The sequence below is a fragment of the Photobacterium sp. GB-210 genome, assembly GCF_003026075.1.
In the GTDB taxonomy this organism is placed as follows: Bacteria; Pseudomonadota; Gammaproteobacteria; order Enterobacterales; family Vibrionaceae; genus Photobacterium.
Genome location: NZ_PYNU01000002.1, coordinates 53,922 through 76,954, shown reverse-complemented (window position 1 = coordinate 76,954; position 23,033 = coordinate 53,922). Strand labels below are relative to the sequence as shown.

Genomic DNA, 23,033 nt, shown 5'->3' with positions numbered 1-23,033 from the left:
GACCGCAAGCGGTCCTTTCTCATTCATAACTTATACCAACTGATTATGGTATTGCATCAAGCTCTTCACCTTCTTTTTCTACTGGCGTTGGCATTAAATGCTCACGGGTAATACCCAATTTAAGCGCTAATGCTGACGCGACGTAAATAGAAGAATAAGTACCAATCGTGATACCAATCAGAAGTGCTAATGCAAATCCATGGATCATTGATCCGCCTTGAGCAAATAGCGCAATGACAACAAACAAGGTTGTACCGGATGTAATTAAGGTACGGCTTAATGTTTGCGAAATTGAACAATTCATTATTTCAGCAGGACTTCCTTTACGCATTTTGCGGAAGTTTTCACGAATACGGTCAAATACAACAATAGTATCGTTAAGTGAGTAACCAACTACTGTTAGTAATGCCGCAACAATCGTTAGATCAACCTCTACTTGTAGCACAGAGAAAATACCAACAGTAATGATGATATCGTGTGCTAACGACAACACAGCACCTGCCGCTAAACGCCACTCAAAACGCAGTGATACGTAAAGTAAGATACACAACAAAGCGATTAAAATAGCCATGCCGCCGGCTTCTGCTAGTTCATCACCAACATTAGGACCGACAAACTCAATACGGCGCATTTCAACCGACTGTGCAGTACCGTCTTTTAGTGCATCAAGGATTTGGTTACCAAGTACTTCGCCTTTAACACCTTCTCGAGGCTGCAAACGCACCATCACATCACGCGCAGTACCGAAGTTTTGCACAACGGCATCACCAAAACCCGCTTTCTCTAATGATTCACGTATTAAGGGTAAATTAGCAGGCTCTTTGAAGCTAACTTCGATCAGCGTTCCGCCAGTAAAATCTAAGCCCCAATTTAGACCTTTGGTCGAGATAGTGGCAATCGATCCCATGATCATTATCAATGAAAAGATAAAGGCAAACTTTGACCAACGCATAAAGTCGACGACTTTGTTCGCATTCAATAACTCTCTCATCTCTGCGACTCCTTAAATCGACAACTTATCTACGCGTTTACCGCCATAGATCAAGTTAACAACAGCACGTGTACCAATAATTGCGGTGAACATCGACGTTAAAATACCAATCGATAATGTCACGGCAAAACCTTTAATTGCGCCCGTACCCACAGCAAACAAAATAATTGCTGTAATTAAGGTTGTGATGTTTGCATCTGCAATCGTGCTAAACGCATTTCCATAGCCTTGTTGAATTGCTTGTTGTGGACTACGTCCTTCACGAAGCTCTTCTCGAATACGTTCAAAAATAAGCACGTTGGCATCAACCGCCATACCGACAGTCAGTACGATACCAGCAATACCTGGTAAGGTCATGGTAGCCCCCGGGATCATCGACATAATGCCGATAATAAGCACTAAGTTCATTATCAATGCTAAGTTAGCAATCATGCCAAACCCACGGTAGTAAAGCAGCGTAAATAGCATTACCGCAACCATACCCCAGATACATGCTTGTACACCCATATCGATGTTTTGCTGACCCATTGATGGACCAATCGTACGCTCTTCAACTATCGATATTGGCGCAATCAATGCACCAGCCCGTAATAATAATGATAAGTTGTGTGCTTCAGCTTGAGAGTCGATACCTGTAATACGGAAGCTTCGGCCAAGTGCAGATTGAATCGTTGCTTGGTTTATAACTTCTTCGTGTTTAGTCAGGATAACTTTCCCTTCAGGCGTTCGCTTACCACTGTCTTTATATTCAGTGAAAACCGTTGCCATCAACTTACCGATATTATTTTTCGAGAAAGCTGTCATCTTGCTACCACCTTCGGTATCTAGCGAGATGTTAACTTGTGGACGACCATATTCATCCGCACTCGAACTTGAATCCGTAATATGAGAGCCCGCAAGAATGACACGTTTTTTTAGTACCGCAGGGCGGCCATCACGGGTCATTTTTACTTCACTGCCAGCCGGTACTCGTCCAGCCGCAGCCGCAGCTAAATCAGCATTATTATCAACTTCACGGAATTCAAGCGTTGCTGTCGCACCTAAAATTTCTTTTGCACGAGCCGTATCTTGAACCCCCGGTAGCTCTACCACTATACGGTTTGCGCCTTGGCGCTGTACTAATGGCTCAGCAACACCGAGTTCATTTACACGATTACGTAAAATGGTGATGTTTTGATCGACAGCATAATTACGGATTTCCTGTAAACGTTCTTCAGTAAACTTCGCCGTTAATACATAACGACCATTGATTTTACTGGTTGTGAACAGCATATCAGGATGCAATTTTTCTAACGCGAGTTCAGCTTGTTCCAATTGCGCTTCATCACGAAGACGAACTTGAACACTGTCTTTTGTTTTACTGATTGCACGGTAACGAATTTTTTCTTCACGAAGCTCAGTACGGAATGTTTCTTCTTGTTGACCAAGAAGTTTATCCATAGCCGCATCCATATCCACTTCCATTAAGAAATGAACACCACCACGTAAATCGAGACCCAATTTCATTGGTGATGCACCAATAGATTCAAGCCAAGAAGGAGTGGAAGCTGCAAGGTTTAGTGCAACAACATAATCATTACCTAACTCACTATTTAAGATATCGCGAGCACTGATTTGGGTATCAGTATCATTAAAGCGGACAAGCACTGAACCTTTTTCAAAAACAGCTGACTTGTATGGGATATTGTTCTTTTTTAAATCTTCGATGACAGTATCCAAAGCACTCATATTAACCGAGGCGCCACGCGCCCCGGTAATTTGAATCGCTGGATCTTCACCGTATACGTTAGGAAGTGCATAAAGCAAACCAATGATAAGCGCAAACAACACCATCAGGTTCTTCCACAGGGGGTATCGGTTAAGCACTGCTATGATCCTTCAAAGCGAATGTTTTTATATTAAAGCGACTTCATTGTGCCTTTTGGTAAAACAGCCGTAATGAAATCTTTTTTAATTGTTACTTCCGTATTGTCGTTAAGTGCTAGAACAATGTAATCACTTTCAGCAGAAACTTTAGTAATACGGCCTAGTAGACCACCGTTCGTCATTACTTCATCACCTTTGCCCATCGAGCTCATTAGCGCTTTGTGCTCTTTCACACGCTTAGCTTGTGGACGATAAATCATGAAGTAAAAAATAACAGCAAATAAACCAAGCATAATAAATAGCTGCATGCTTCCGCCCTGAGGGGCACCTTCTGCTGCTGCGTGTGCTTGTGAGATAAAGAAACTCATTTATAACGTCCTCGTTTTAAACATTTTGTAATGGTGGAACTTCACGGTCGCGACGCGCGTAGAACTCTTCTACAAACGCATCGAAACGATCTTCTTCAATTGATTTACGAATACTTGCCATTAGGCGTTGGTAGTAACGTAAATTATGAATTGTATTTAAGCGTGCACCTAAGATTTCATTACATTTATCTAGATGGTACAAATACGCTTTAGAGTAATTTTTACAAGTGTAACAGTCACAATGCGGATCTAAAGGCGTTGTGTCTGTTTTATGTTTCGCATTACGGATCTTGATCACACCACCAGTCACAAATAGGTGACCATTACGGGCATTACGTGTTGGCATTACGCAATCGAACATATCAATACCGCGACGAACACCTTCCACTAAATCTTCAGGTTTACCTACACCCATAAGGTAGCGAGGCTTATCTTCTGGCAGTTGTGGACACGTGTGCTCAAGAATACGGTGCATGTCTTCTTTAGGCTCACCGACCGCTAAACCGCCTACTGCATAACCGTCAAAACCAATTTTGGTTAGACCTTCAACAGAAACATCACGAAGATCTTCGTATACACCACCTTGAACAATACCAAACAGTGCATTTGGATTTTCTTGCTTATCAAAATGATTACGGCTGCGCTGTGCCCAACGTAGTGACATTTCCATCGACTTTTTCGCTTCGTCGTGTGTCGCTGGATATGGCGTACACTCGTCAAAAATCATTACGATATCAGAACCAAGATCTTTTTGAATTTCCATCGACTTTTCAGCGTCCATGAAAATCTTGTCACCATTAACAGGGTTACGGAAGTGAACCCCCTCTTCAGTGATTTTACGTAAAGAGCCAAGGCTAAATACTTGGAAACCGCCTGAATCGGTAAGGATCGGACCTTGCCATTGCATAAAGTCATGTAAATCACCATGTAACTTCATCACTTCTTGACCAGGACGTAACCATAGGTGGAACGTGTTACCCAGTAAGATTTGAGCACCCGTATCTTTAACTTCTTCAGGTGTCATGCCTTTAACAGTACCGTAAGTACCTACCGGCATAAACGCAGGTGTTTCTACCGTACCACGTTCAAACTGCAAACGACCGCGACGAGCACGACCTTGCGTTTTATCTAATTCAAATTTCACAAAACCTCCAAAAGCCAGAGAAACAATCTGACGTATTTCCCATTACAGGACCTAGCCCCACAGGCAAACGCCTGATCAGCCACAAAAAACAATCACAATATATAGATATATGATTGCCGACTGCACCTTAACTCATCAAACCATATTGGCAATGACAACCTAAAGCGTAGCGGAAGAACGTAACGTTGTGGCTGGCTTAATATCATAGAATTTATACTATGCTACAGACACAACAAAGGCTGCAATTGTAACAAAAAGCAGCCTCAACCTTTTCTTGGTAAAAATGTATACCTATTAAGCCTTATACATCTTTACGAGTGATAAACATTGAATCGCCATAACTAAAGAAGCGGTATTTATTTGCTACTGCTTCATGATAGGCATTCATGGTGTTTTCATAACCCGCAAAAGCACTAACTAACATAATTAATGTTGATTCTGGTAAGTGGAAATTAGTAATCAACACATCCACGAGTTGGAACTGATAACCCGGGTAAATAAAGATCTCAGTATCACCAAAAAATGGCTTAAATTCAGTACCATTTTTTAGGGCATCTTGTGCGGCACTTTCTAATGAACGTACAGATGTTGTCCCCACAGCAATAATTCGTCCGCCATTTGCACGCGTCTCGTTAACAGCAGTAACAACCTCTTCAGGAACTTCCACATATTCAGAATGCATATGGTGATCATTGATATCATCAACACGCACAGGCTGGAACGTACCAGCACCGACATGCAGAGTGACAAAAGCAAAATTAACACCTTTTGCTTTTAGATCCGCCATTAGCTTATCGTCAAAGTGTAAGCCTGCTGTTGGTGCAGCTACCGCACCAGGCTTGGCATTATATACTGTTTGGTAGCGCTCTTTATCAGCATCTTCATCTGGGCGATCAATATAAGGAGGCAACGGCATATGACCCACTGCATCTAAGATCTCCAGCACTGTTTTATCGCTATTAAAACGAATTTCAAACAATGCATCATGACGGGCAACCATTTCAGCTGAAAACTCACCATTTTCACCCAATAATAATTCATTACCTGGTTTCGGCGGCTTAGAGGCACGAACATGCGCTAAAATAGATTTGTCATCAAGCATACGCTCAACTAAAACTTCAATTTTACCACCTGAAGCTTTATGTCCAAACATACGCGCAGGGATCACACGAGTATTATTAAATACAAGTAAATCACCAGCTTGTACAAGATCTAGCACATCTTTAAAACCTTTATGTGCCAATTCACCCGTATTGCCCGTCATTTGTAATAAACGACTCGCGGTACGTTCAGGTTGAGGATAACGAGCAATCAGCTCATCTGGTAAGTCAAAATCAAAATCTGAAACTTGCATTGTATTACGCCCTAAATCACAGCAAGCGGGCATTATATACTTAACTTCCCTTAAGATGCGAAACCCAACTGTAATTTAGATCTCGTAATATGAGAATTTCTTTCATATCGTCTGATATCAGACACTCATCCCACCAAGGAATAAAGACCACAAATATTATATTGAAATATTTGATATTCATCATGCGTGCAAACAACGTATTCCGATATATTGAAAAAAGATCAGCGAATAGAACCACCGTTCGCGATTTTTTGCAGTATTGCATGGAGGTTTATATGTTTACCGTTGCCGATATGATGACACCCCAACCGCGTACTTTGTCACGTAATGATACGTTGCTTGATGCGAAAGAAATGATGGATACTTTATCTATTCGCCATATACCGATCACCAACCACAACAATGAACTTATCGGGTTAGTAAGCCAGCGCGATATTTTGTCAGCCCAAGATTCCAATCTAAAATCAATTATTGAAAATCCACTGTCTTCCCCACTTGATGTTTTAATTGAACAAGGCATGAAAACAAAAATAATGAGTGTGGATTATCGTGCAGGATTAAAAGAAGCAGCACTTTATATGCAAAAGCATAAAATAGGTTGCTTACCCGTACTAAAAAATAAAAAATTAGTGGGTATTATTACAGATAGTGATTTTGTATCAATTGCAATTTCACTGCTAGAAATGCAAGAAGAAGTCGATCCTATTGAGCCTGATTTAGATACCCTTGATATTCTTGATTAATAAAAAAGGGGAGCATCACTGCTCCCCGATGATAACGTAATTAACAAGTACTGGTATTATATGCGGCTTAATACATGAGTACTGTCGATAACAACACTGCTAGGATAGTCACTACTATAAACACGTTATCTTAAAACTGTTTTTAGGTTTACTTAAATTGCTCTTCTTCTGTAGACCCCGTCAATGCGGTCACTGAAGAATTCCCCCCTTGAATCGTATTGGTCATGGTATCAAAGTACCCTGTTCCCACTTCTTGCTGGTGAGCAACAAAGGTATAACCTTTATCGGCTGCTTCAAATTCAGGGCGCTGAACTTTTTCAACGTAATGGCGCATACCTTCACCTTGCGCATAAGCATGGGCTAATTCAAACATGTTGAACCACATATTATGAATGCCCGCTAATGTAATGAACTGGTATTTATAGCCCATGTCGGAAAGTTCTTGCTGGAATTTAGCAATGGTTTCAGCATCAAGGTTTTTCTCCCAGTTAAAAGAAGGTGAACAGTTATAAGCCAGGAGTTGATCTGGGTATTGTTCATGAATGGCTTCTGCAAACTTACGTGCTTCTTCTAAGCATGGTGTTGCTGTTTCACACCAAATTAAATCAGCGTAAGGCGCATACGCTAAGCCACGAGCAATGGCCTGATCAATCCCTGCACGAACACGATAAAAACCTTCTGCGCTACGCTCTCCAATAATGAAATCTTTATCATACGGATCGCAATCGGACGTTAATAAATCTGCTGCATTGGCATCGGTACGAGCAATCACTAAAGTCGTGGTTCCCGCCACGTCAGCCGCAAGACGAGCTGCAACTAACTTTTGTACCGCTTCTTGTGTCGGTACTAATACCTTGCCGCCCATATGACCACATTTTTTTACCGATGCTAATTGGTCTTCAAAGTGAACACCAGCCGCCCCTGCTTCAATCATGCTACGCATTAATTCATACGCATTTAATACGCCACCAAATCCGGCTTCTGCATCAGCAACAATAGGTAAAAAGTAATCAACGCCATCTTCAGGGTTACCACCATTCGCCCACTGAATTTGATCTGCGCGACGGAACGAATTATTGATACGTTTAACAACCGCAGGTACTGAATCGACAGGATAGAGAGATTGATCAGGATACATGGTCGACGCAGTATTATTATCAGCCGCAACCTGCCAACCTGATAAATAAATCGCTTCAATCCCGGCTTTTGCTTGTTGTACTGCCTGACCGCCAGTTAAAGCGCCAAGACAATTTACATAGCCTTTTTTGGCATCACCATTCACTAATTGCCATAATTTATCTGCGCCACGCTGGGCAATCGTATTTGCAGGTGCAAATGAGCCGCGCAGGTTAATGACTTCTTCCGCAGTATAGGTACGTTTAACATGTTTCCAACGTGGGTTTTCTGCCCAGTCTTTTTCAATTGCTTCAATTTGCTGTTGGCGTGTTAATGTCATAATGGTTATCCCTCGTCTCTGTCCGCATTAATCCGTTGGTATGATGGTCAATTGATATTACGTTCTAAAGTGGTTCTATTACTGCTTACCCTCAACTACCGCGGATCCTCAGTTTTACTCAAACGCGACTGCGTTTAATTCAAATATTCATAGCCATGAAGGGTTAAGAAATTATCTAACTCTTCACTTGTCGTTAGTTTTGCCATTAATGCTGCAGCTTCATCAAATCGCCCTTGCTTAAAGCGCTCATCACCGAGCTCAGCTTCTACAACTCGCATTTCTTCTATTAGCATTTGCTCAAATAAAGCTTTAGTTACGACTTTACCGTTTGATAATGCTTTACCATGTTTAATCCATTGCCATATTGAAGCTCGCGATATTTCAGCTGTTGCTGCATCTTCCATTAAGCCATAGATAGGTACACAGCCATTGCCGGAGATCCAAGCTTCAATATATTGCACCGCAACACGAATGTTATGACGCATCCCCTCTTCTGTACGCTCACCATCACACGGCGCTAATAACTCATCAGCAGTAATGGGTGCATCGCCGTCTCGGGTAATATCTAATTGATTTTTACGATCACCCAGTACCTGATCAAAGACTCCACAAGCGGTGTCAGCCAAACCTGGATGTGCAACCCATGTACCGTCATGACCATTACTCGCTTCCAGTGCTTTATCTGTTTGAATTTTATTAAGTACCCATGCTTGACGCTCTGCTTCTTTAGATGGAATAAAAGCGGCCATGCCTCCCATCGCAAATGCGCCACGACGGTGGCAGGTTTTCACCAGCAAACGTGAATAAGCATTAAGGAACGGTTTTTCCATGGTTACAACTTGGCGATCAGGCAAAATACGATCAGGATACTGGCGAAGGGTTTTAATGTAGCTAAAGATATAATCCCAACGACCGCAATTAAGCCCAACAATATGTTCTTTCAAACTAAAAAGGATTTCATCCATTTCAAACACGGCAGGTAAAGTTTCAATAAGTACCGTTGCTTTAATTGTTCCGCGCATTAAACCGAACTCATCTTCGGTGTAGCTAAACACATCACTCCACCATGCGGCTTCACGATAAGCCTGTAGTTTTGGTAGGTAGAAATAAGGACCACTGCCTTTGGCTAGTAATGCTTTTTGATTCAGGAAAAAGTATAAGGCAAAGTCTAATAGCGCCCCAGGGATGGGTTTTCCATTCCACAGCACATGTTTTTCTGGAAGGTGTAATCCCCTCACACGGCAGATTAATACTGCAGGATCATCCGCAAGTTGATAATGCTTACCAGTGTTGGGATTGGTATAGCTAATCGTACCATTCACCGCATCCCGCAGATTACGCTGACCTTCAATAACTTCATTCCATGCCGGCGCGAAGGAATCCTCAAAGTCAGCCATAAACACTTTCACATTGGCGTTAAGTGCATTAATAACCATTTTACGATCGACAGGGCCTGTTATTTCAACTCGTCGGTCTTGCAAATCTGCTGGAATATTCTGAATCTTCCACTCTGCTTGTCGAATAGACTCTGTTTCAGGGTTGAAGTCAGGTAATTGCCCTTTATCTATCAGGCATTGACGACGTTCTCTATCTTCTAGCAACAATGGAACACGTTCAGCAAAACGATCCACTAAGCGTTCTAAGAAAAGCAACGCGTCATCAGTTAGGATTTCACGCTGAGTTTCTGTTAACGGTTGCTGTAATGATAATTTCATTTGGTAATTAGATTGAACCGCAGTATCTGCCATAACGCCCCATCCTTGTAACTTAATCACTACTTTTATCAATAAGCCTCAAGAGCTTTTTAATGTTATTTACTTCTTAACTTTCCCTTTACGTTGCCGCAACATATAACAAAAAGCAAATTTCACCTTTTCTAACCAAAATCACAATAAAACAACAAAACCCTTCAAAAACAAAAAGTTAAAAAAATTAGAGTAAAAAGTCAAAACACTGAATTAAAACAAAAGTCAGTAAATAACTCGGAATCAACAACTTGTTTTAATAATGATATTTTTTGTAGGTAGTTACGTAATTTTATTACACAACGAGGAAGTTAGAATTTATTGATAATATTTGTTTTAAACAAAAATAATTTTATCAAGGGAAGGTAATTATCTGATTTAATATATTTTAAAAGTAATTATTAAGACTGTAGTTAAACAAAGGAGGAATATACTGATAAATATCACTATTCTTTGTTTGTGACGCAAAACAAAATAATCCATCAAAACAGCAACTTAAACCCATTACAACAAAAAGATTAAAATGCCGTTTAATTGAGAATTTTCGATATTTTAATCCAAATTAATGATTTTTTATTATGACGACAAAGTTAAATAAAAAAAGCCTGAAAAATACCACTTATTATCATTTCAAATAATAACGGCACCCATTCAGACTTCTCTAATATAGTGATAATTTACTTATAATAAGGTTTCAACGAGAGAGGCAAGCTTTTCAAAGGTATTAACCCTACTAGACGTTGGTCGCCAAACTAATCCTATTTCACGAAATGCCGCTTGGCCTGGTGGCTCAATCACCACCAGATTCTGGTTATCTAAGATACCGTGCTCAATTGCCATTTGGGGAATAAATGTCGTTCCTAATCCATTGGCTACCATCTGAACCAAGGTATGCAAGCTAGTTGCAGTGAATGGATTAATTTTTTCTTTCGTTGTTAGCTTACACGCAGAAACAGCATGCTCAGTTAAACAATGCTCTTTTTCTAGTAAGAAGACGGATTCATCAGGTAAATCTGCATAACGTAACGGTACAGAGACACGTTCAGCTTGGTTTTTACTGATCACCATTTTAAATGCATCACGCCCAACCACTTTACTGTGCATACCGTTAATCTCAATCGGTAGTGCAAGGATCAGAACATCCATTTCACCATTGCGTAGAGCTGTAAGTAAATTCGTGGTCGTATCTTCTCGTAAGAGTAAGTTAAGGTTGGGATAGCGTCGATTAACCTCCTGCACCAAATCACACAATAGAAAAGGCGCTATCGTTGGAATACATCCCACACGAAGAGGACCTTCCATACCATCACCGGCAGAATGGGACAATTCAATTAAATCTTGGCTGCGTGCCAGTAACTCACGGGAACGCACCACAACCTCATCCCCCATACTGGTAAAAACAAGGGATTTATTATCACGCTCAATAAGTTGGCAACTCAATAAATTTTCTAAATTCTGGATCCCCGAACTAAGTGTCGACTGGCTCACAAAACACTTTTTTGCCGCTTCGCCAAAGTGCCGGGTTTCCGATAGAGTAACTAGGTAATGCAATTGTTTTAACGAGGGAAACTTATTCATCGTATTTTTCGATTACTTCAATCTGTTTATTCCGCTTTTTTCAATTTAACAGTTTGGCTATAGTTTGTCTCGTCCAAGTATGGAGCTAACCACCGAAGGTTAGCAAAACCCAATATCTCAGGAGCACCAAAATGGTACTAGTAGGTCGTCAAGCACCAGATTTTACTGCTGCAGCTGTTCTAGGTAACGGCGAAATCGTTGATAACTTCAACTTTGCAGAGTTCACTAAAGGTAAAAAAGCGGTAGTTTTCTTCTATCCACTAGACTTCACATTCGTATGTCCATCTGAGCTGATCGCTTTTGACAAGCGTTTCGAAGATTTCCAAGCGAAAGGTGTTGAAGTAATTGGTGTTTCTATCGATTCTCAATTCTCTCACAATGCATGGCGTAACACTGCTGTTGAAGACGGCGGTATCGGTCAAGTTAAGTACCCACTAGTTGCTGACGTTAAGCATGAAATTTGTAAAGCTTACGACGTTGAGCACCCAGAAGCAGGCGTTGCTTTCCGTGGTTCTTTCCTAATCGACGAAGATGGCCTTGTACGTCACCAAGTGGTTAACGATCTACCTCTAGGCCGTAACATCGACGAAATGCTACGTATGGTTGACGCATTAAACTTCCACCAAAAACACGGTGAAGTATGTCCAGCACAGTGGGAAGAAGGTAAAGCAGGTATGGACGCATCACCAAAAGGTGTAGCAGACTACCTATCTGAGCACACTGCAGACCTAGGTAAGAAATAATTATCTAATAACACCATGCTCACGGTGTTATTTCTGACAATCAGCTAAACATAAAGCTACAGTCAGCTCAAAGATAAGAAATATAATGAGGCCTGGATTATACCAGGCCCTTTTTTTTATCTGTAATTTACAACCAATCGCACATTATATCCCGTCTTTGTTCGCTCCTACCTTGCCAATCCTCTACACTGCAATACACGCTTTTTATTTCATTAAAAATTATGTCTATTCAACTTGAAGTTTGTATCGATAATCTTGAATCACTCCACTATGCCCAACAAGGTGGCGCAACACGTATCGAGTTGTGTTCCTCTCTCGCACTAGGCGGGTTAACGCCAAGTGCTGGTTTTATGCACTTAGCCGCAAAACAAGCACACATTCCGGTTTACGCCATGATCAGACCACGCCAAGGTGACTTTTTATTTAGTGGTGACGATATTGAGATCATGCTTGCCGACATTCATGCAGCCCATCAAGCAGGATTACAAGGAATCGTCATTGGCGCACTCACAGAACAAAGCCTTATCGATAGCACAACCGTTGCGAGCTTAATAAAACAAGCGAAAGGCTTAGGGGTGACTTTTCATCGAGCCATCGATCAATGTGTCGATCCTTTTGCAGCATTAGATACCATTATGAGCTGCGGCTGCGAGCGCGTACTGACATCTGGGCTTGAAGCTACCGCACCTGAAGGCGCCGCTATGATCAAAAAAATGGTTCGCTATTGTGGTGATAGGCTCAGTATTATGGCAGGTGCTGGCGTCACACCAGATAATGTTCAAACCTTAGTTGCTGAGACGGGAATAAAAGAAGTGCATCTTTCTGGTAAAACAACGCGCCCCAGTAAAATATTAAATCACACTTCTAGTGCACATATGGGCAACGCCATCTTTGATGATTTTCAAATCCCAGTGACAAGTATTGATACGATCAAAAGTGTCAAATCTAAGCTGAGAAGAGAATAAGCCGGTAAATGAACACAACTAAAAAGAGCGCTAAGTTTCTAAATCAAGCTCAGCGCCCTTATTACAGATTCATGTATCCCGAGTATTATAGGAAGTTAGTAATATCTTCTGGGTTAGTGTGGCGAATATCTTTACCTTGCACGAAATAGATAATGTATTCACAAATATTTTGGCAACGATCCCCCACACGTTCAATAGAGCGCGCCGCCCACATCACCTTCATCACACTAGGAATAGAATCGGGATCCTCTTTCATGTAAGTCATCAGTTGACGAATAATTGCTTCATATTCTCGATCAATTCGATCATCCGTTTGATAAACATCAATCGCGGCTTTAACATCCATACGGGCGAAAGCATCTAGCACTTCATGTAGCATGCGTACTGCATTTTGACCTAAAGATTCTAACGATGCTAACAAGTTATATTGCTTATTAGTAAAATTCCCTAGTGCGACTTTAGCAATACTTTCCGCCACGTCACCAATACGTTCTAAATCGGTAATGGTTTTTATAATTGCGATAACAAGACGTAAGTCACTGGCTGTCGGTTGGCGTTTAGCAATAATACGCGTACACGCCTCATCGATTGCGACTTCCATTGCATTAACTTTGCGATCATCTTGGATCACGCGTTTCGCCAAATCTTCTTCTTGTTTATGCAGTGCTTTTAAGGCATCTGCCAACTGCTGTTCAACTAAGCCGCCCATCGCTAAAACATGGGTACGAATACTTTCTAATTCATGATTGAACTGACCAGAAATATGTCGACCAAGGCTAATGTTATTTAACATGATGGTGTGTCCTTAACCATAACGTCCTGTAATATAATCTTCAGTACGTTTTTCTCTTGGGGTGGTGAAAATATCATTGGTGCTCGAGTATTCCACCAGCTCTCCCATATAGATAAAAGCTGTTTGATCTGACACCCGTGCTGCTTGCTGCATGTTATGTGTCACGATAATCACGGTATATTTGGTTTTTAGATCATTGATCAACTCTTCAATCGTTAAGGTTGATATTGGATCCAGCGCTGATGTTGGCTCATCAAGTAGTAATATCTCAGGTTCAATAGCAATCGCACGCGCAATCACTAAACGCTGCTGTTGGCCTCCTGATAAACCAAACGCATTTTCATGCAACCTGTCTTTTACTTCATCCCATAACGCTGCCGAACGCAATGAACTTTCAACCGCATCATCTAAAATACGTCGATCACTGATCCCTTGTAGACGTAAACCATAAACCACATTTTCATATATGGATTTAGGAAAAGGATTCGGGCGTTGAAACACCATTCCTACACGACGACGTAATGACGCAACATCCACTTTTGTATCGTAGATATTTTGTCCATGTAGCATAATTTTACCATCGACATGGCAGCCTTCAATCAAATCGTTCATTCGGTTAATACAACTTAATAACGTTGATTTACCACAACCTGAAGGGCCGATAAATGCAGTAACCTGACCTTTAGGAATACGCATATTGATATTATACAAAGCTTGCGTTTTACCATAGTGTAGGTTCAAACCTTCAATCGATAATGCCGTTTGCTCATCGGGTAACGAAGAGAGATCGACGGGTTCAAATAAACCTATTGATGGTGAAGCAGAATACATAATGTTCTCTCTGTTTATAATCGACTATTCATCGCACTACGTTTGCTCACAATTCTAATGAGCGAAATTTTTCACGCAGATGATTACGGATCCCAATTGCGGTTAAATTCAAACTTACAATCACCGTCACTAATAAAAATGACGTCGCGTAAACCAAGGGTCTTGCCGCTTCAACATTCGGGCTTTGGAACGCAACATCATAAATATGATACCCCAAATGCATAAACTTACGATCAAGGTGAACAAAAGGGAAATGAACATCAACGGGCAATGTTGGTGCCATTTTTACAACCCCAACTAACATTAAAGGTGCTACTTCTCCCGCCGCCCTTGCCACAGCTAAAATCAACCCGGTCATAATTGCAGGGCTTGCCATAGGGAGCACTATACGCCATAAAGTTTCAGCTTGAGTTGCGCCTAATGCCAAAGAACCATTTCTCACCGAACTCGGTATTCGCGATAAACCTTCTTCTGTTGAAACAATAACAACCGGTAATGTCATGATCGCCAATGTTAATGCCGACCATAAAATCCCAGGGGTGCCAAATGTGGGTGTTGGCAATTGAGCAGAGAAAAAGACATCATCAATTGTCCCCCCTACCATGTACACAAAAAAGCCTAACCCAAACACCCCATAAACAATAGACGGTACACCCGCAAGGTTAATCACCGCAATACGTATGATCCTTGTAAAGTTATTATTCCCTGCATATTCATGAAGATAAATTGCTGCTAATACGCCTAATGGCGTCACCATGACACTCATTAGCAACACCATAAATACTGTACCAAAGATTGCCGGAAATACACCGCCTTCGGTATTAGCTTCACGGGGCGCTTCGGTTAAAAATTTATAAACCTGTTTCCCCCAATGCTGAAACTTTTCAATGAAGGTTAATTTATTGGGATACCACATATCTAGTACTTGAGACATCGATAAGGTGATCGTTTTACCTTGGCTATCTCGAAGTAATAAACTGGCACTATCTAGTTGAGACTGTAATGAAAACAAACGATTTTCAATGTTTTTATAAATCGTTTTATAGTTCAGTTCCTCACGTTCAATCCGTGCTTTTTCGTCAGACGTTAATTTATCTTTTAAAGCTAATTGACGCTTTTCTAAACGTAGCTTTTCTAAATGCCAATTCGTATCTGCAATTTCGATCTGTTGTAGTTTCTTTAATTCAGTTCTAATTGCAGAAGCTTCACTTAACGCGATAGGTAAATAGTCCATGCTATTACGCACACCATTTGCCATGATTGCGATAGGATAGCCATAAAACTTACCATTCGTTTCTCGATCGACAACAGCAATGTTTTTCGCTATTTCTTGATGTTTTATTTGGCTTTTTAATACCGTAAAAAAGTCGGTGCCCACTCGTTCACGATTACCAATTTTGATGAGATAACGCATCTCAACCGGACCAGGCATATGAGAAACATCAACCCCAGCTTCACGCAACTGCTGCAACGGGATCGCTTTACTGTCATACAACTCACCAATCACGGTTTGGTGTTTACCTGCAATATCAATATCGAATTGATAAACAGGTGAAGGCCAAAAGTAGCTTAAGCCTTTATAACCAATAAGTAATAATAATCCTAAAACAGCAACAAGGCTTAGGCTAACCGCACCCGCAGTTACCCAAATCCAAGGAGAGCCAGATTTAAACCATTTAATCATGATCACCTCCCTCTCTTATAGTGAACTGTATTTTTCACGTAAACGTTGCCTCACAACCTCAGCGATTGTATTGAATACAAAGGTAAAGACGAACAATACAAACGCCGCTAAAAACAATACGCGATAATGCGAACTTGCCACTTCCGATTCAGGCATTTCAATCGCAATGGTTGCAGCCAATGTTCTTAAGCCCTGTAATAAATTCCAATCCATAACAGGGGTATTCCCCGTCGCCATCAATACAATCATCGTTTCTCCAACAGCTCGACCTAGCCCCATCATTACCGCCGAGAAAATACCTGGGCTTGCTGTTAGCAAAACCACTTTGGTTAAGGTTTGCCATTGCGTCGCACCCAATGCCAAAGAACCTTTCGTTAAATGGCTAGGGACAGAGAACACTGCATCTTCTGCAATCGTGAAAATAGTGGGGATCACCGCAAACCCCATTGCGATACCAACAATTAACGCATTACGTTGATCGTAACCAATACCATAATCATGAGATAAATAACTTTGTAAATCGCTGCCAAATAGCCACTGAGACAACCATGGACTCACCGCAAAACAGCCATAACCGATCAAGACGATCATCGGGATCAAAATAGCGATGTGAAAACCATGAGGGATACGTGAACGCCATTGTCCAGGTAACATTGACCAAATAAAACCAATTACAACCATACTTATCGGTAATGTAATAAAGCTTAAGGCAACCCCAGTCAGATTCTGATCAACGACAGGTGCAAGCCAAATTCCAGCTAAAAAACCTAAGATCACCGTCGGTAAAGCTTCCATTAATTCAATCGTTGGCTTGATTAATCGACGCACTTTAGAGGACATAAAGTAAGCGGTATAAATCGCCCCCGCCAGTGCCAACGGTATCGCAAATAACATCGAAAAAAACGCAGCTTTCAATGTGCCGAAAATAATCGGTACCAAGCTTAATTTGGGTTCAAACTCGTCACTTGCTGACGTTGATTGCCAAACATAATCAGGCTCAGGATATCCCTCGTACCACACTTCTTGCCACAGTGAGGAAATACCAATATCCGGATGGGAATTATTCACTTTATAGGTTTGCCACTTACCATTATCTAGCGTGAGCAACATATTCGCTTTTGGTGATATAGCGATATCTTGAGGGACAGTCTCAAATACCTGATCTTGATAAATCACATCACGCTCAGAGGTATAATAAGCCGATACTCGACCATCTTGTTGAATAACAAAAAAGCCTTTGCGGTAATACTCAGGGACGATTTTCACAATAGGGCTAGAAGAAAAAAGGAAATCTCGCACCTTCACTAATTGACGTTTCCCCTCTTTGACCACTTCAAACCATTGGGTGATCGTATTATTAGAGTTTGTTACTAATAAGGAATTCGCCCCTGATAATAAATTAATCCGCTCAGGCGTTACTGTTTTATCATTAGAGAGTTTCGTGGTTTGTCTCAATACCGCGTGCTGATGTTGAAGAGAATAAGTAAAGAGTGTTTTACCACTTAAAACATAAAGTGTTTTACCGTCAGGCGTTAATACAAGCTGCTCAACACTCGCAGGTACATCATCAATATTAAATTGAAATTGCTGCCATGTTTTATCATCTGCTGCGCTCATTTCTGAATGAGAGAACCTAACCACAGAGAGTTTATCTTGGTTAGTATAAGCGGCTAAAATAATAGTGTTATCACGCCCTGATATGGCTAATTTATCAATAATATCTTGTTTGGCAACGATAGATAACGACGCTTTTCCAACAGGGTAATCAATAACCGGAAATAGCTGCTTTTTGTTTTGATCAAACGTGAAATTAAAATCCGCTTTCACTATTTTTACTTGGCCACCCGCCAATGCATAGGCGACCAATCCATCCCGCGGCAAACTGGTTGCAACGGCAGTAGGATCATTAACGAGTGTCTGTTGTTTAATCACCTGTCCTGATGCTGGCGGTGGTGATAGTCGGATAAAATCTACCTGACCTTCCGTGGTAAAACGATAAGCTAAGGTATTACTATCATCAATGCCTACTCGCGCAGTGTGCCCCGGCAAGGTCAATGAGAACTGGGAGGTTGGTTTAACCGAAACAGAAGAGAAAATCGGAACAATAACGTAGAGTAAATAGAAAAAAATCAGTACCAAGGTTACAAGTACAAAAATACCGCCAGCCGTCACACCTAAACGCGCTAACTTATCTTTCATTCGACGAAGATGATTTTCTCCCATTAAAAACGAACTGGCGTGTGCCATTATTACCTCAAACCTATTTATACGGACTAAAGTGTATTTCTATTACATGACACTTTTATTACAGGTGATATTACTCAAAATTACATAGTGCACAAATTTATAAATCAGAACTGAAAGAGAATGTCATTAACAATCAATAAATCATGACAACTTACGCATTTACTCATTTATGTCCATTTCAACCATAGACAGCATAAATGGTTATTAGGATAATTATTGATAAGTATCAATAAGTTTGTTGCTAATTGTCACGGCATCAACAACCATTACAAATAAGGAGAGCTGTAATGAAGCAACTCATAATTACTGTTATAGGTAAAGATAAAACGGGACTGGTAGAGCAACTTTCAGACACGGTATATAACAACCATGCGAATTGGCTAAAAAGTTCATTAACTCAGCTAAGCGGCCAATTTGCAGGGATTGTTCAAGTTGAAGTTTCCCCTCAACACATTCAACAACTTAGCGATGCATTATCGCAAATTTCGGGGTTGCAGATCCACATTGTAGAAGCACAAATCAAAGCTTCCTCACAACAGCAAATGCAGAAATTAACCGTTACAGGTAATGATCGGTTAGGGATTGTTAAAGACGTCACTACCCATCTGCATCAACTAGGCATAAACATCTACAAGCTCAAAACGAAAACGGAAAGCGCACCTAACTGGGGATACCCGATTTTTACCGCGCAATTTCAACTCGAGCTGCCAACCGATCTCAGCATGGATACCGTACAAGAACAATTAGAATTATTAGCCGATGATTTAACCATAGATATTGAACAATAATTTAAATATCTGGCTGATAAAACAATCACTCAAATTTACATCTCACTGTAACGCTAATACCTTATATTTGCCACAAACAGCTTAGTTTTATAATGCAAAGTAACAAGGACGAACACCGCGCATGACTACCGAAAATCTATATATTGAAAAAGAGCTAAGTTGGCTCTCTTTTAACGAACGAGTATTACAAGAAGCAGCAGACAAGTCTGTTCCTCTCATTGAACGAGTACGATTTCTCGGTATTTTTTCCAGCAATACAGATGAGTTCTACAAAGTCCGCTTTGCTGATGTGAAGCGCCAAATTTTAATTCACGAAGCACAAGGTGGCAGTGATCAAGCCAAAAAATTATTGAGCAAGATCCAAAGTCGAGTACTAAAGCTAAATCAAGATTTTGATACGCTATACAATGAAATATTGTTAGAAATGGCGCGTCGTCATATCTTTTTAGTCAATGAATTACAGTTAGAAGACAGCCAGAAAGCATGGTTGAAACATTATTTCCAACACACCATTTTGCCCCATGTTACCCCGATTTTACTTACTGACGATGTCGACATACTGCAAGTCCTCAAGGATGAATACTCCTATCTTGCTGTCGCTATGACCAAAAACCATGAAACCCATTATGCGTTAATAGAGATCCCAACTGATCAACTGCCCCGTTTTGTTCAATTACCCAAAACCAAAGGGAAACGTCATAAAACCCTTATCTTGCTTGATAATATTATTCGACTTTGTATCGATGATTTATTCAACGGCTTTTTTGAATATGACGAACTTGCCGTATTTGCGATGAAAATGACCCGCGATGCAGAATACGATCTCAGCCAAGAAGTTGAACACAGCTTGCTAGAACAAATGTCAGAAGGGTTAAATCAACGCCTAACTGCGATGCCTGTACGTTTTGTATATCAACGTGATATGCCGGGTGATATGATCAATGTGTTATGCGATAAACTCCAAGTATCAAGCTATGACAGTGTGATCCCCGGTGGCCGTTATCACAATTTTAAAGACTTTATTGGTTTCCCTAATGTCGGTAGAAGCTATTTAGAGAACAAAGATCTTCCGCCAATTAAAAGCTATCAATTTACATCGGCTCGTAATGCCTTTGATGCCATCAAAGCGCAAGATATTTTATTGTATTACCCATACCACACCTTTAGTCATATAACTGAGTTGGTACGACAAGCTTCTTACGATCCCAAAGTCCGTAGCATTAAAATCAATATTTATCGTGTTGCTAAAAACTCACGCATTATTGAATCAATGATTGATGCTGCCAACAACGGTAAGAGTGTAACTGTCGTTGTCGAACTGCAAGCACGCTTTGATGAAGAAGCCAATATTGAATGGGCAAGGCGTCTCACTGAGGCTGGAGTAAACGTTATTTTTGGTGTGCCAGGGTTAAAAATCCACTCCAAACTTTGCCTAATCACCCGTAAAGAATCAGGCGAGCTGGTTCGATATGCGCATATCGGTACGGGTAACTTTAATGAAAAAACCGCTCGAATTTATACCGACTTTTCACTCCTAACCTGTGAAAAAGCCATTACCGATGAAGTAAAACAAGTCTTTGCTTATATCGCAAACCCATATCGCCCCGTTAAATTTAACCATTTAATCGTATCCCCGCGTAACTCTCGCTCTCGATTGTATGAACTCATTGATAGAGAAATAGCTCATGCTAAGCAAAAGTTACCATCAGGTATTACACTTAAGGTCAATAACCTCGTCGATAGAGGTTTGATTAATATGCTATATCAAGCCAGTAATAGCGGCGTGAAAATCAAATTAATTGTTCGAGGTATGTGTTCATTAATTCCCGGGATTAAGGGGATCAGCGACAACATTACCGCGATCAGTATTATCGACAGATTTCTAGAGCATCCTCGCGTCGCGGTATTTGAAAATAATGGTGATACTGAGGTTTATATTTCATCAGCTGATTGGATGAGCCGGAATATTGATAATCGTATTGAAGTCGGGTGCCCTATTAATTCACCGGTGTTAAAACAACGTATTATCGATATTCTTAATATCCAACTTTGCGATACTGTCAAAGCACGTATTATCGATGAAGGCATGCATAACCATTATGTACCGCGTGGTAATAGACGAAAAATTCGCTCACAAACGGCAATTTATGATTATCTGAAACACAGCGAGAAAAAACTGAAAAAGCACGCTGAAAAAACAGAGAAATAAAATGACAAAAACTAATTCTTCGCCACAACCTCGCGAAATAGCAGCTATCGATATCGGTTCAAATAGCTTTCATATGGTTGTGGCTCGCATTGTTGGTCAAAGCCTTCAAATTGTCAGCCGTCATAAACAAAGAGTCCACCTTGCATCTGGGCTTGATAAACATTTAAACCTTGATCAAGCCGCCATGAATCGCGGCTTAAGCTGCCTTGCAATGTTTGCCGAAAGACTGCAAGGCTTTAAACCTGAAAATGTCCGTATCGCGGCAACGTACACATTACGTCAGGCGCAAAATGCCCATATTTTTCTCCAACGAGCTGAGCGTATTTTACCCTTCCCCATCGAGATCATTCCCGGAACAGAAGAAGCCCGCTTAATTTATCTTGGCGTTGCACATACCCAACCCGATAAAGGTAAAAAACTGGTGATCGATATCGGTGGCGGTAGCACTGAATTAGTCATTGGTGAAGAATTTGATACCCATATTTTATATAGCAAGCATATGGGGTGTGTAAGCTACAACAAACTCTTTTTTTCTAATGGAAAACTCAGCCGTAAAAATATTGCGGCGGCCCAACTTGCAGCACGCCAGAAGCTTGAAAGTATCGCCAGTAAATATACCGATATTGGATGGGATAAAACCTTAGGTTCGTCTGGCACCATTAAAGCTATCCGTGAAGTATTAATCGCTCAAGGTCATAGCGATGGCGTGATCACATCATCTCGTTTAAACCGATTACTTGATCAAATTAGCACCTTTAAACATCAAGATGATCTCGAACTTCCGGGCTTAACCGATGAGAGAAAGCCTGTTTTTGCCGCTGGAGTAGCGATCTTAAGTGCTGTGTTTGAAGCACTTGATATTGATGATATGCATTTTTCCAGTGGCGCATTACGCGAGGGGTTACTGTATGAAATGGAACAACGATTCCGTCACAGTGATATCCGTATTCGTACTGCTGATGCAATGGCAAAACAATACAATATCGACACCACACAAGCGAAACGTGTTCAAACAACTGCGATTGATATTTACGATCAAATAGATACTCAACCAGGAATGAACAAAAACGAATTATCGACCTTGCTATCATGGGGTGCGTTACTTCATGAAGTTGGGCTAAATATAAGCTATCCCGGATTTCATCGCCATAGTGCTTACTTACTTCGATATAGCACTATGCCAGGATTCAATATCGAACAACAAACGGTACTTTCAACCTTAGTACGCTATCAACGTAAAACATTAAAACTGACAGAAATGCCCGAGTTGACCATCTATAAACGTAAACATCTTTACCCGTTAATTCGTACCTTGCGTATTGCCGTGGTGTTAAATGGGCAGCGCAGTGATGAACCATTACCACATATAAAAGTGAATGCCGATAAAGAGCACTGGCAATTAACCTTACCTAAAGGTTGGACATCAGAAAATAAATTACTCGCAGCAGATATGCGAACGGAACAAGAATATTGGCATAAAGCGGGATGGATGCTAGAAGTTAATGAATTGAGTGACTCATAGTTATAC

At 40.8% G+C, this 23,033-nt stretch carries 18 protein-coding genes; 6 read left to right on the top strand and 12 right to left on the bottom strand.

Translation table 11 applies throughout. The features are described from left to right. Positions 1-43 precede the first annotated feature (43 nt). The 5 genes from secF to queA all read right to left on the bottom strand — a co-directional run bounded on the left by secF (position 44) and on the right by queA (position 5,723). The gene (gene secF / locus C9J38_RS04015) at positions 44-991 is read right to left on the bottom strand and encodes a protein translocase subunit SecF (RefSeq protein ID WP_045084286.1); all 948 of its coding nucleotides are present in this window, start codon (positions 989-991) and stop codon (positions 44-46) included. Between the two features lie 12 nt (positions 992-1,003). Next, on the bottom strand, positions 1,004-2,857 hold the full coding sequence (secD, locus tag C9J38_RS04010; protein ID WP_107205976.1) for a protein translocase subunit SecD: 1,854 nt from the start codon (positions 2,855-2,857) through the stop codon (positions 1,004-1,006). Between the two features lie 32 nt (positions 2,858-2,889). After that, complete coding sequence (gene yajC / locus C9J38_RS04005; protein ID WP_107205975.1) at positions 2,890-3,225, bottom strand: preprotein translocase subunit YajC; 336 nt, start codon at positions 3,223-3,225, stop codon at positions 2,890-2,892. 16 nt (positions 3,226-3,241) lie between these two features. Continuing rightward, complete coding sequence (gene tgt, locus C9J38_RS04000; protein ID WP_005369317.1) at positions 3,242-4,369, bottom strand: tRNA guanosine(34) transglycosylase Tgt; 1,128 nt, start codon at positions 4,367-4,369, stop codon at positions 3,242-3,244. Between the two features lie 301 nt (positions 4,370-4,670). Next, complete coding sequence (gene queA / locus C9J38_RS03995) at positions 4,671-5,723, bottom strand: tRNA preQ1(34) S-adenosylmethionine ribosyltransferase-isomerase QueA (RefSeq protein WP_005369318.1); 1,053 nt, start codon at positions 5,721-5,723, stop codon at positions 4,671-4,673. A 275-nt stretch (positions 5,724-5,998) separates the two neighbouring features. On the opposite strand from queA, the gene C9J38_RS03990 reads away from it, so the two are divergent. Continuing rightward, positions 5,999-6,466 carry a CBS domain-containing protein gene (locus tag C9J38_RS03990; RefSeq protein WP_045152137.1) on the top strand — a complete coding sequence of 156 codons (468 nt, stop codon included), beginning with the start codon at positions 5,999-6,001 and terminating at the stop codon, positions 6,464-6,466. A gap of 148 nt (positions 6,467-6,614) precedes the next feature. Here C9J38_RS03990 and aceA read toward each other — a convergent pair whose 3' ends face one another. The 3 genes from aceA to C9J38_RS03975 form a co-directional block, all read right to left on the bottom strand. Continuing rightward, positions 6,615-7,922: an isocitrate lyase gene (gene aceA / locus C9J38_RS03985; RefSeq protein WP_107205974.1), complete on the bottom strand. Its 1,308-nt coding sequence runs from the start codon at positions 7,920-7,922 to the stop codon at positions 6,615-6,617. Between the two features lie 134 nt (positions 7,923-8,056). Next, positions 8,057-9,670 carry a malate synthase A gene (gene aceB, locus C9J38_RS03980; protein ID WP_107205973.1) on the bottom strand — a complete coding sequence of 538 codons (1,614 nt, stop codon included), beginning with the start codon at positions 9,668-9,670 and terminating at the stop codon, positions 8,057-8,059. 678 nt (positions 9,671-10,348) lie between these two features. Further along, positions 10,349-11,245: a hydrogen peroxide-inducible genes activator gene (locus tag C9J38_RS03975; RefSeq protein WP_107205972.1), complete on the bottom strand. Its 897-nt coding sequence runs from the start codon at positions 11,243-11,245 to the stop codon at positions 10,349-10,351. Positions 11,246-11,376: 131 nt separating this feature from the next. On the opposite strand from C9J38_RS03975, the gene C9J38_RS03970 reads away from it, so the two are divergent. Further along, positions 11,377-11,988: a peroxiredoxin C gene (locus tag C9J38_RS03970; protein ID WP_045084291.1), complete on the top strand. Its 612-nt coding sequence runs from the start codon at positions 11,377-11,379 to the stop codon at positions 11,986-11,988. 221 nt (positions 11,989-12,209) lie between these two features. Continuing rightward, the gene (locus C9J38_RS03965; protein WP_107205971.1) at positions 12,210-12,953 is read left to right on the top strand and encodes a copper homeostasis protein CutC; all 744 of its coding nucleotides are present in this window, start codon (positions 12,210-12,212) and stop codon (positions 12,951-12,953) included. Positions 12,954-13,038: 85 nt separating this feature from the next. Here C9J38_RS03965 and phoU read toward each other — a convergent pair whose 3' ends face one another. The 4 genes from phoU to C9J38_RS03945 are packed head-to-tail and all read right to left on the bottom strand — an operon-like array spanning position 13,039 to position 18,508. Beyond that, positions 13,039-13,746 carry a phosphate signaling complex protein PhoU gene (gene phoU / locus C9J38_RS03960; RefSeq protein WP_006646297.1) on the bottom strand — a complete coding sequence of 236 codons (708 nt, stop codon included), beginning with the start codon at positions 13,744-13,746 and terminating at the stop codon, positions 13,039-13,041. Between the two features lie 12 nt (positions 13,747-13,758). Beyond that, entirely contained in the window at positions 13,759-14,577 is an 819-nt protein-coding gene (gene pstB, locus C9J38_RS03955; RefSeq protein WP_107205970.1) for a phosphate ABC transporter ATP-binding protein PstB, read from the bottom strand. Positions 14,578-14,623: 46 nt separating this feature from the next. Further along, a complete protein-coding gene (gene pstA, locus C9J38_RS03950) occupies positions 14,624-16,261 on the bottom strand; it encodes a phosphate ABC transporter permease PstA (protein ID WP_107205969.1) in 1,638 nt (545 codons plus the stop codon). Between the two features lie 15 nt (positions 16,262-16,276). Next, a complete protein-coding gene (locus tag C9J38_RS03945; protein ID WP_107205968.1) occupies positions 16,277-18,508 on the bottom strand; it encodes an ABC transporter permease subunit in 2,232 nt (743 codons plus the stop codon). 287 nt (positions 18,509-18,795) lie between these two features. Here C9J38_RS03945 and C9J38_RS03940 point away from each other — a divergent pair, with 287 nt between their 5' ends. The 3 genes from C9J38_RS03940 (at position 18,796) to ppx (ending at position 23,027) form a co-directional block, all read left to right on the top strand. Next, the gene (locus C9J38_RS03940; protein ID WP_107205967.1) at positions 18,796-19,296 is read left to right on the top strand and encodes a glycine cleavage system protein R; all 501 of its coding nucleotides are present in this window, start codon (positions 18,796-18,798) and stop codon (positions 19,294-19,296) included. A gap of 121 nt (positions 19,297-19,417) precedes the next feature. Next, positions 19,418-21,505 carry a polyphosphate kinase 1 gene (ppk1, locus tag C9J38_RS03935; RefSeq protein WP_107205966.1) on the top strand — a complete coding sequence of 696 codons (2,088 nt, stop codon included), beginning with the start codon at positions 19,418-19,420 and terminating at the stop codon, positions 21,503-21,505. A gap of 1 nt (position 21,506) precedes the next feature. Continuing rightward, entirely contained in the window at positions 21,507-23,027 is a 1,521-nt protein-coding gene (ppx, locus tag C9J38_RS03930) for an exopolyphosphatase (protein WP_107205965.1), read from the top strand. The last annotated feature ends 6 nt before the right edge of the window (positions 23,028-23,033 follow it).

What these genes read in the sequence shown, in the direction of transcription:
- secF (WP_045084286.1), bottom strand. Translation starts at nt 991, where the DNA reads ATGAGAGAGTTATTGAATGCGAACAAAGTCGTCGACTTTATGCGTTGG.
- yajC (WP_107205975.1), bottom strand. Translation starts at nt 3,225, where the DNA reads ATGAGTTTCTTTATCTCACAAGCACACGCAGCAGCAGAAGGTGCCCCT.
- queA (WP_005369318.1), bottom strand. Translation starts at nt 5,723, where the DNA reads ATGCAAGTTTCAGATTTTGATTTTGACTTACCAGATGAGCTGATTGCT.
- C9J38_RS03990 (WP_045152137.1), top strand. Translation starts at nt 5,999, where the DNA reads ATGTTTACCGTTGCCGATATGATGACACCCCAACCGCGTACTTTGTCA.
- aceA (WP_107205974.1), bottom strand. Translation starts at nt 7,922, where the DNA reads ATGACATTAACACGCCAACAGCAAATTGAAGCAATTGAAAAAGACTGG.
- aceB (WP_107205973.1), bottom strand. Translation starts at nt 9,670, where the DNA reads ATGGCAGATACTGCGGTTCAATCTAATTACCAAATGAAATTATCATTA.
- C9J38_RS03975 (WP_107205972.1), bottom strand. Translation starts at nt 11,245, where the DNA reads ATGAATAAGTTTCCCTCGTTAAAACAATTGCATTACCTAGTTACTCTA.
- C9J38_RS03970 (WP_045084291.1), top strand. Translation starts at nt 11,377, where the DNA reads ATGGTACTAGTAGGTCGTCAAGCACCAGATTTTACTGCTGCAGCTGTT.
- C9J38_RS03965 (WP_107205971.1), top strand. Translation starts at nt 12,210, where the DNA reads ATGTCTATTCAACTTGAAGTTTGTATCGATAATCTTGAATCACTCCAC.
- phoU (WP_006646297.1), bottom strand. Translation starts at nt 13,746, where the DNA reads ATGTTAAATAACATTAGCCTTGGTCGACATATTTCTGGTCAGTTCAAT.
- pstB (WP_107205970.1), bottom strand. Translation starts at nt 14,577, where the DNA reads ATGTATTCTGCTTCACCATCAATAGGTTTATTTGAACCCGTCGATCTC.
- pstA (WP_107205969.1), bottom strand. Translation starts at nt 16,261, where the DNA reads ATGATTAAATGGTTTAAATCTGGCTCTCCTTGGATTTGGGTAACTGCG.
- C9J38_RS03945 (WP_107205968.1), bottom strand. Translation starts at nt 18,508, where the DNA reads ATGGCACACGCCAGTTCGTTTTTAATGGGAGAAAATCATCTTCGTCGA.
- C9J38_RS03940 (WP_107205967.1), top strand. Translation starts at nt 18,796, where the DNA reads ATGAAGCAACTCATAATTACTGTTATAGGTAAAGATAAAACGGGACTG.
- ppk1 (WP_107205966.1), top strand. Translation starts at nt 19,418, where the DNA reads ATGACTACCGAAAATCTATATATTGAAAAAGAGCTAAGTTGGCTCTCT.
- ppx (WP_107205965.1), top strand. Translation starts at nt 21,507, where the DNA reads ATGACAAAAACTAATTCTTCGCCACAACCTCGCGAAATAGCAGCTATC.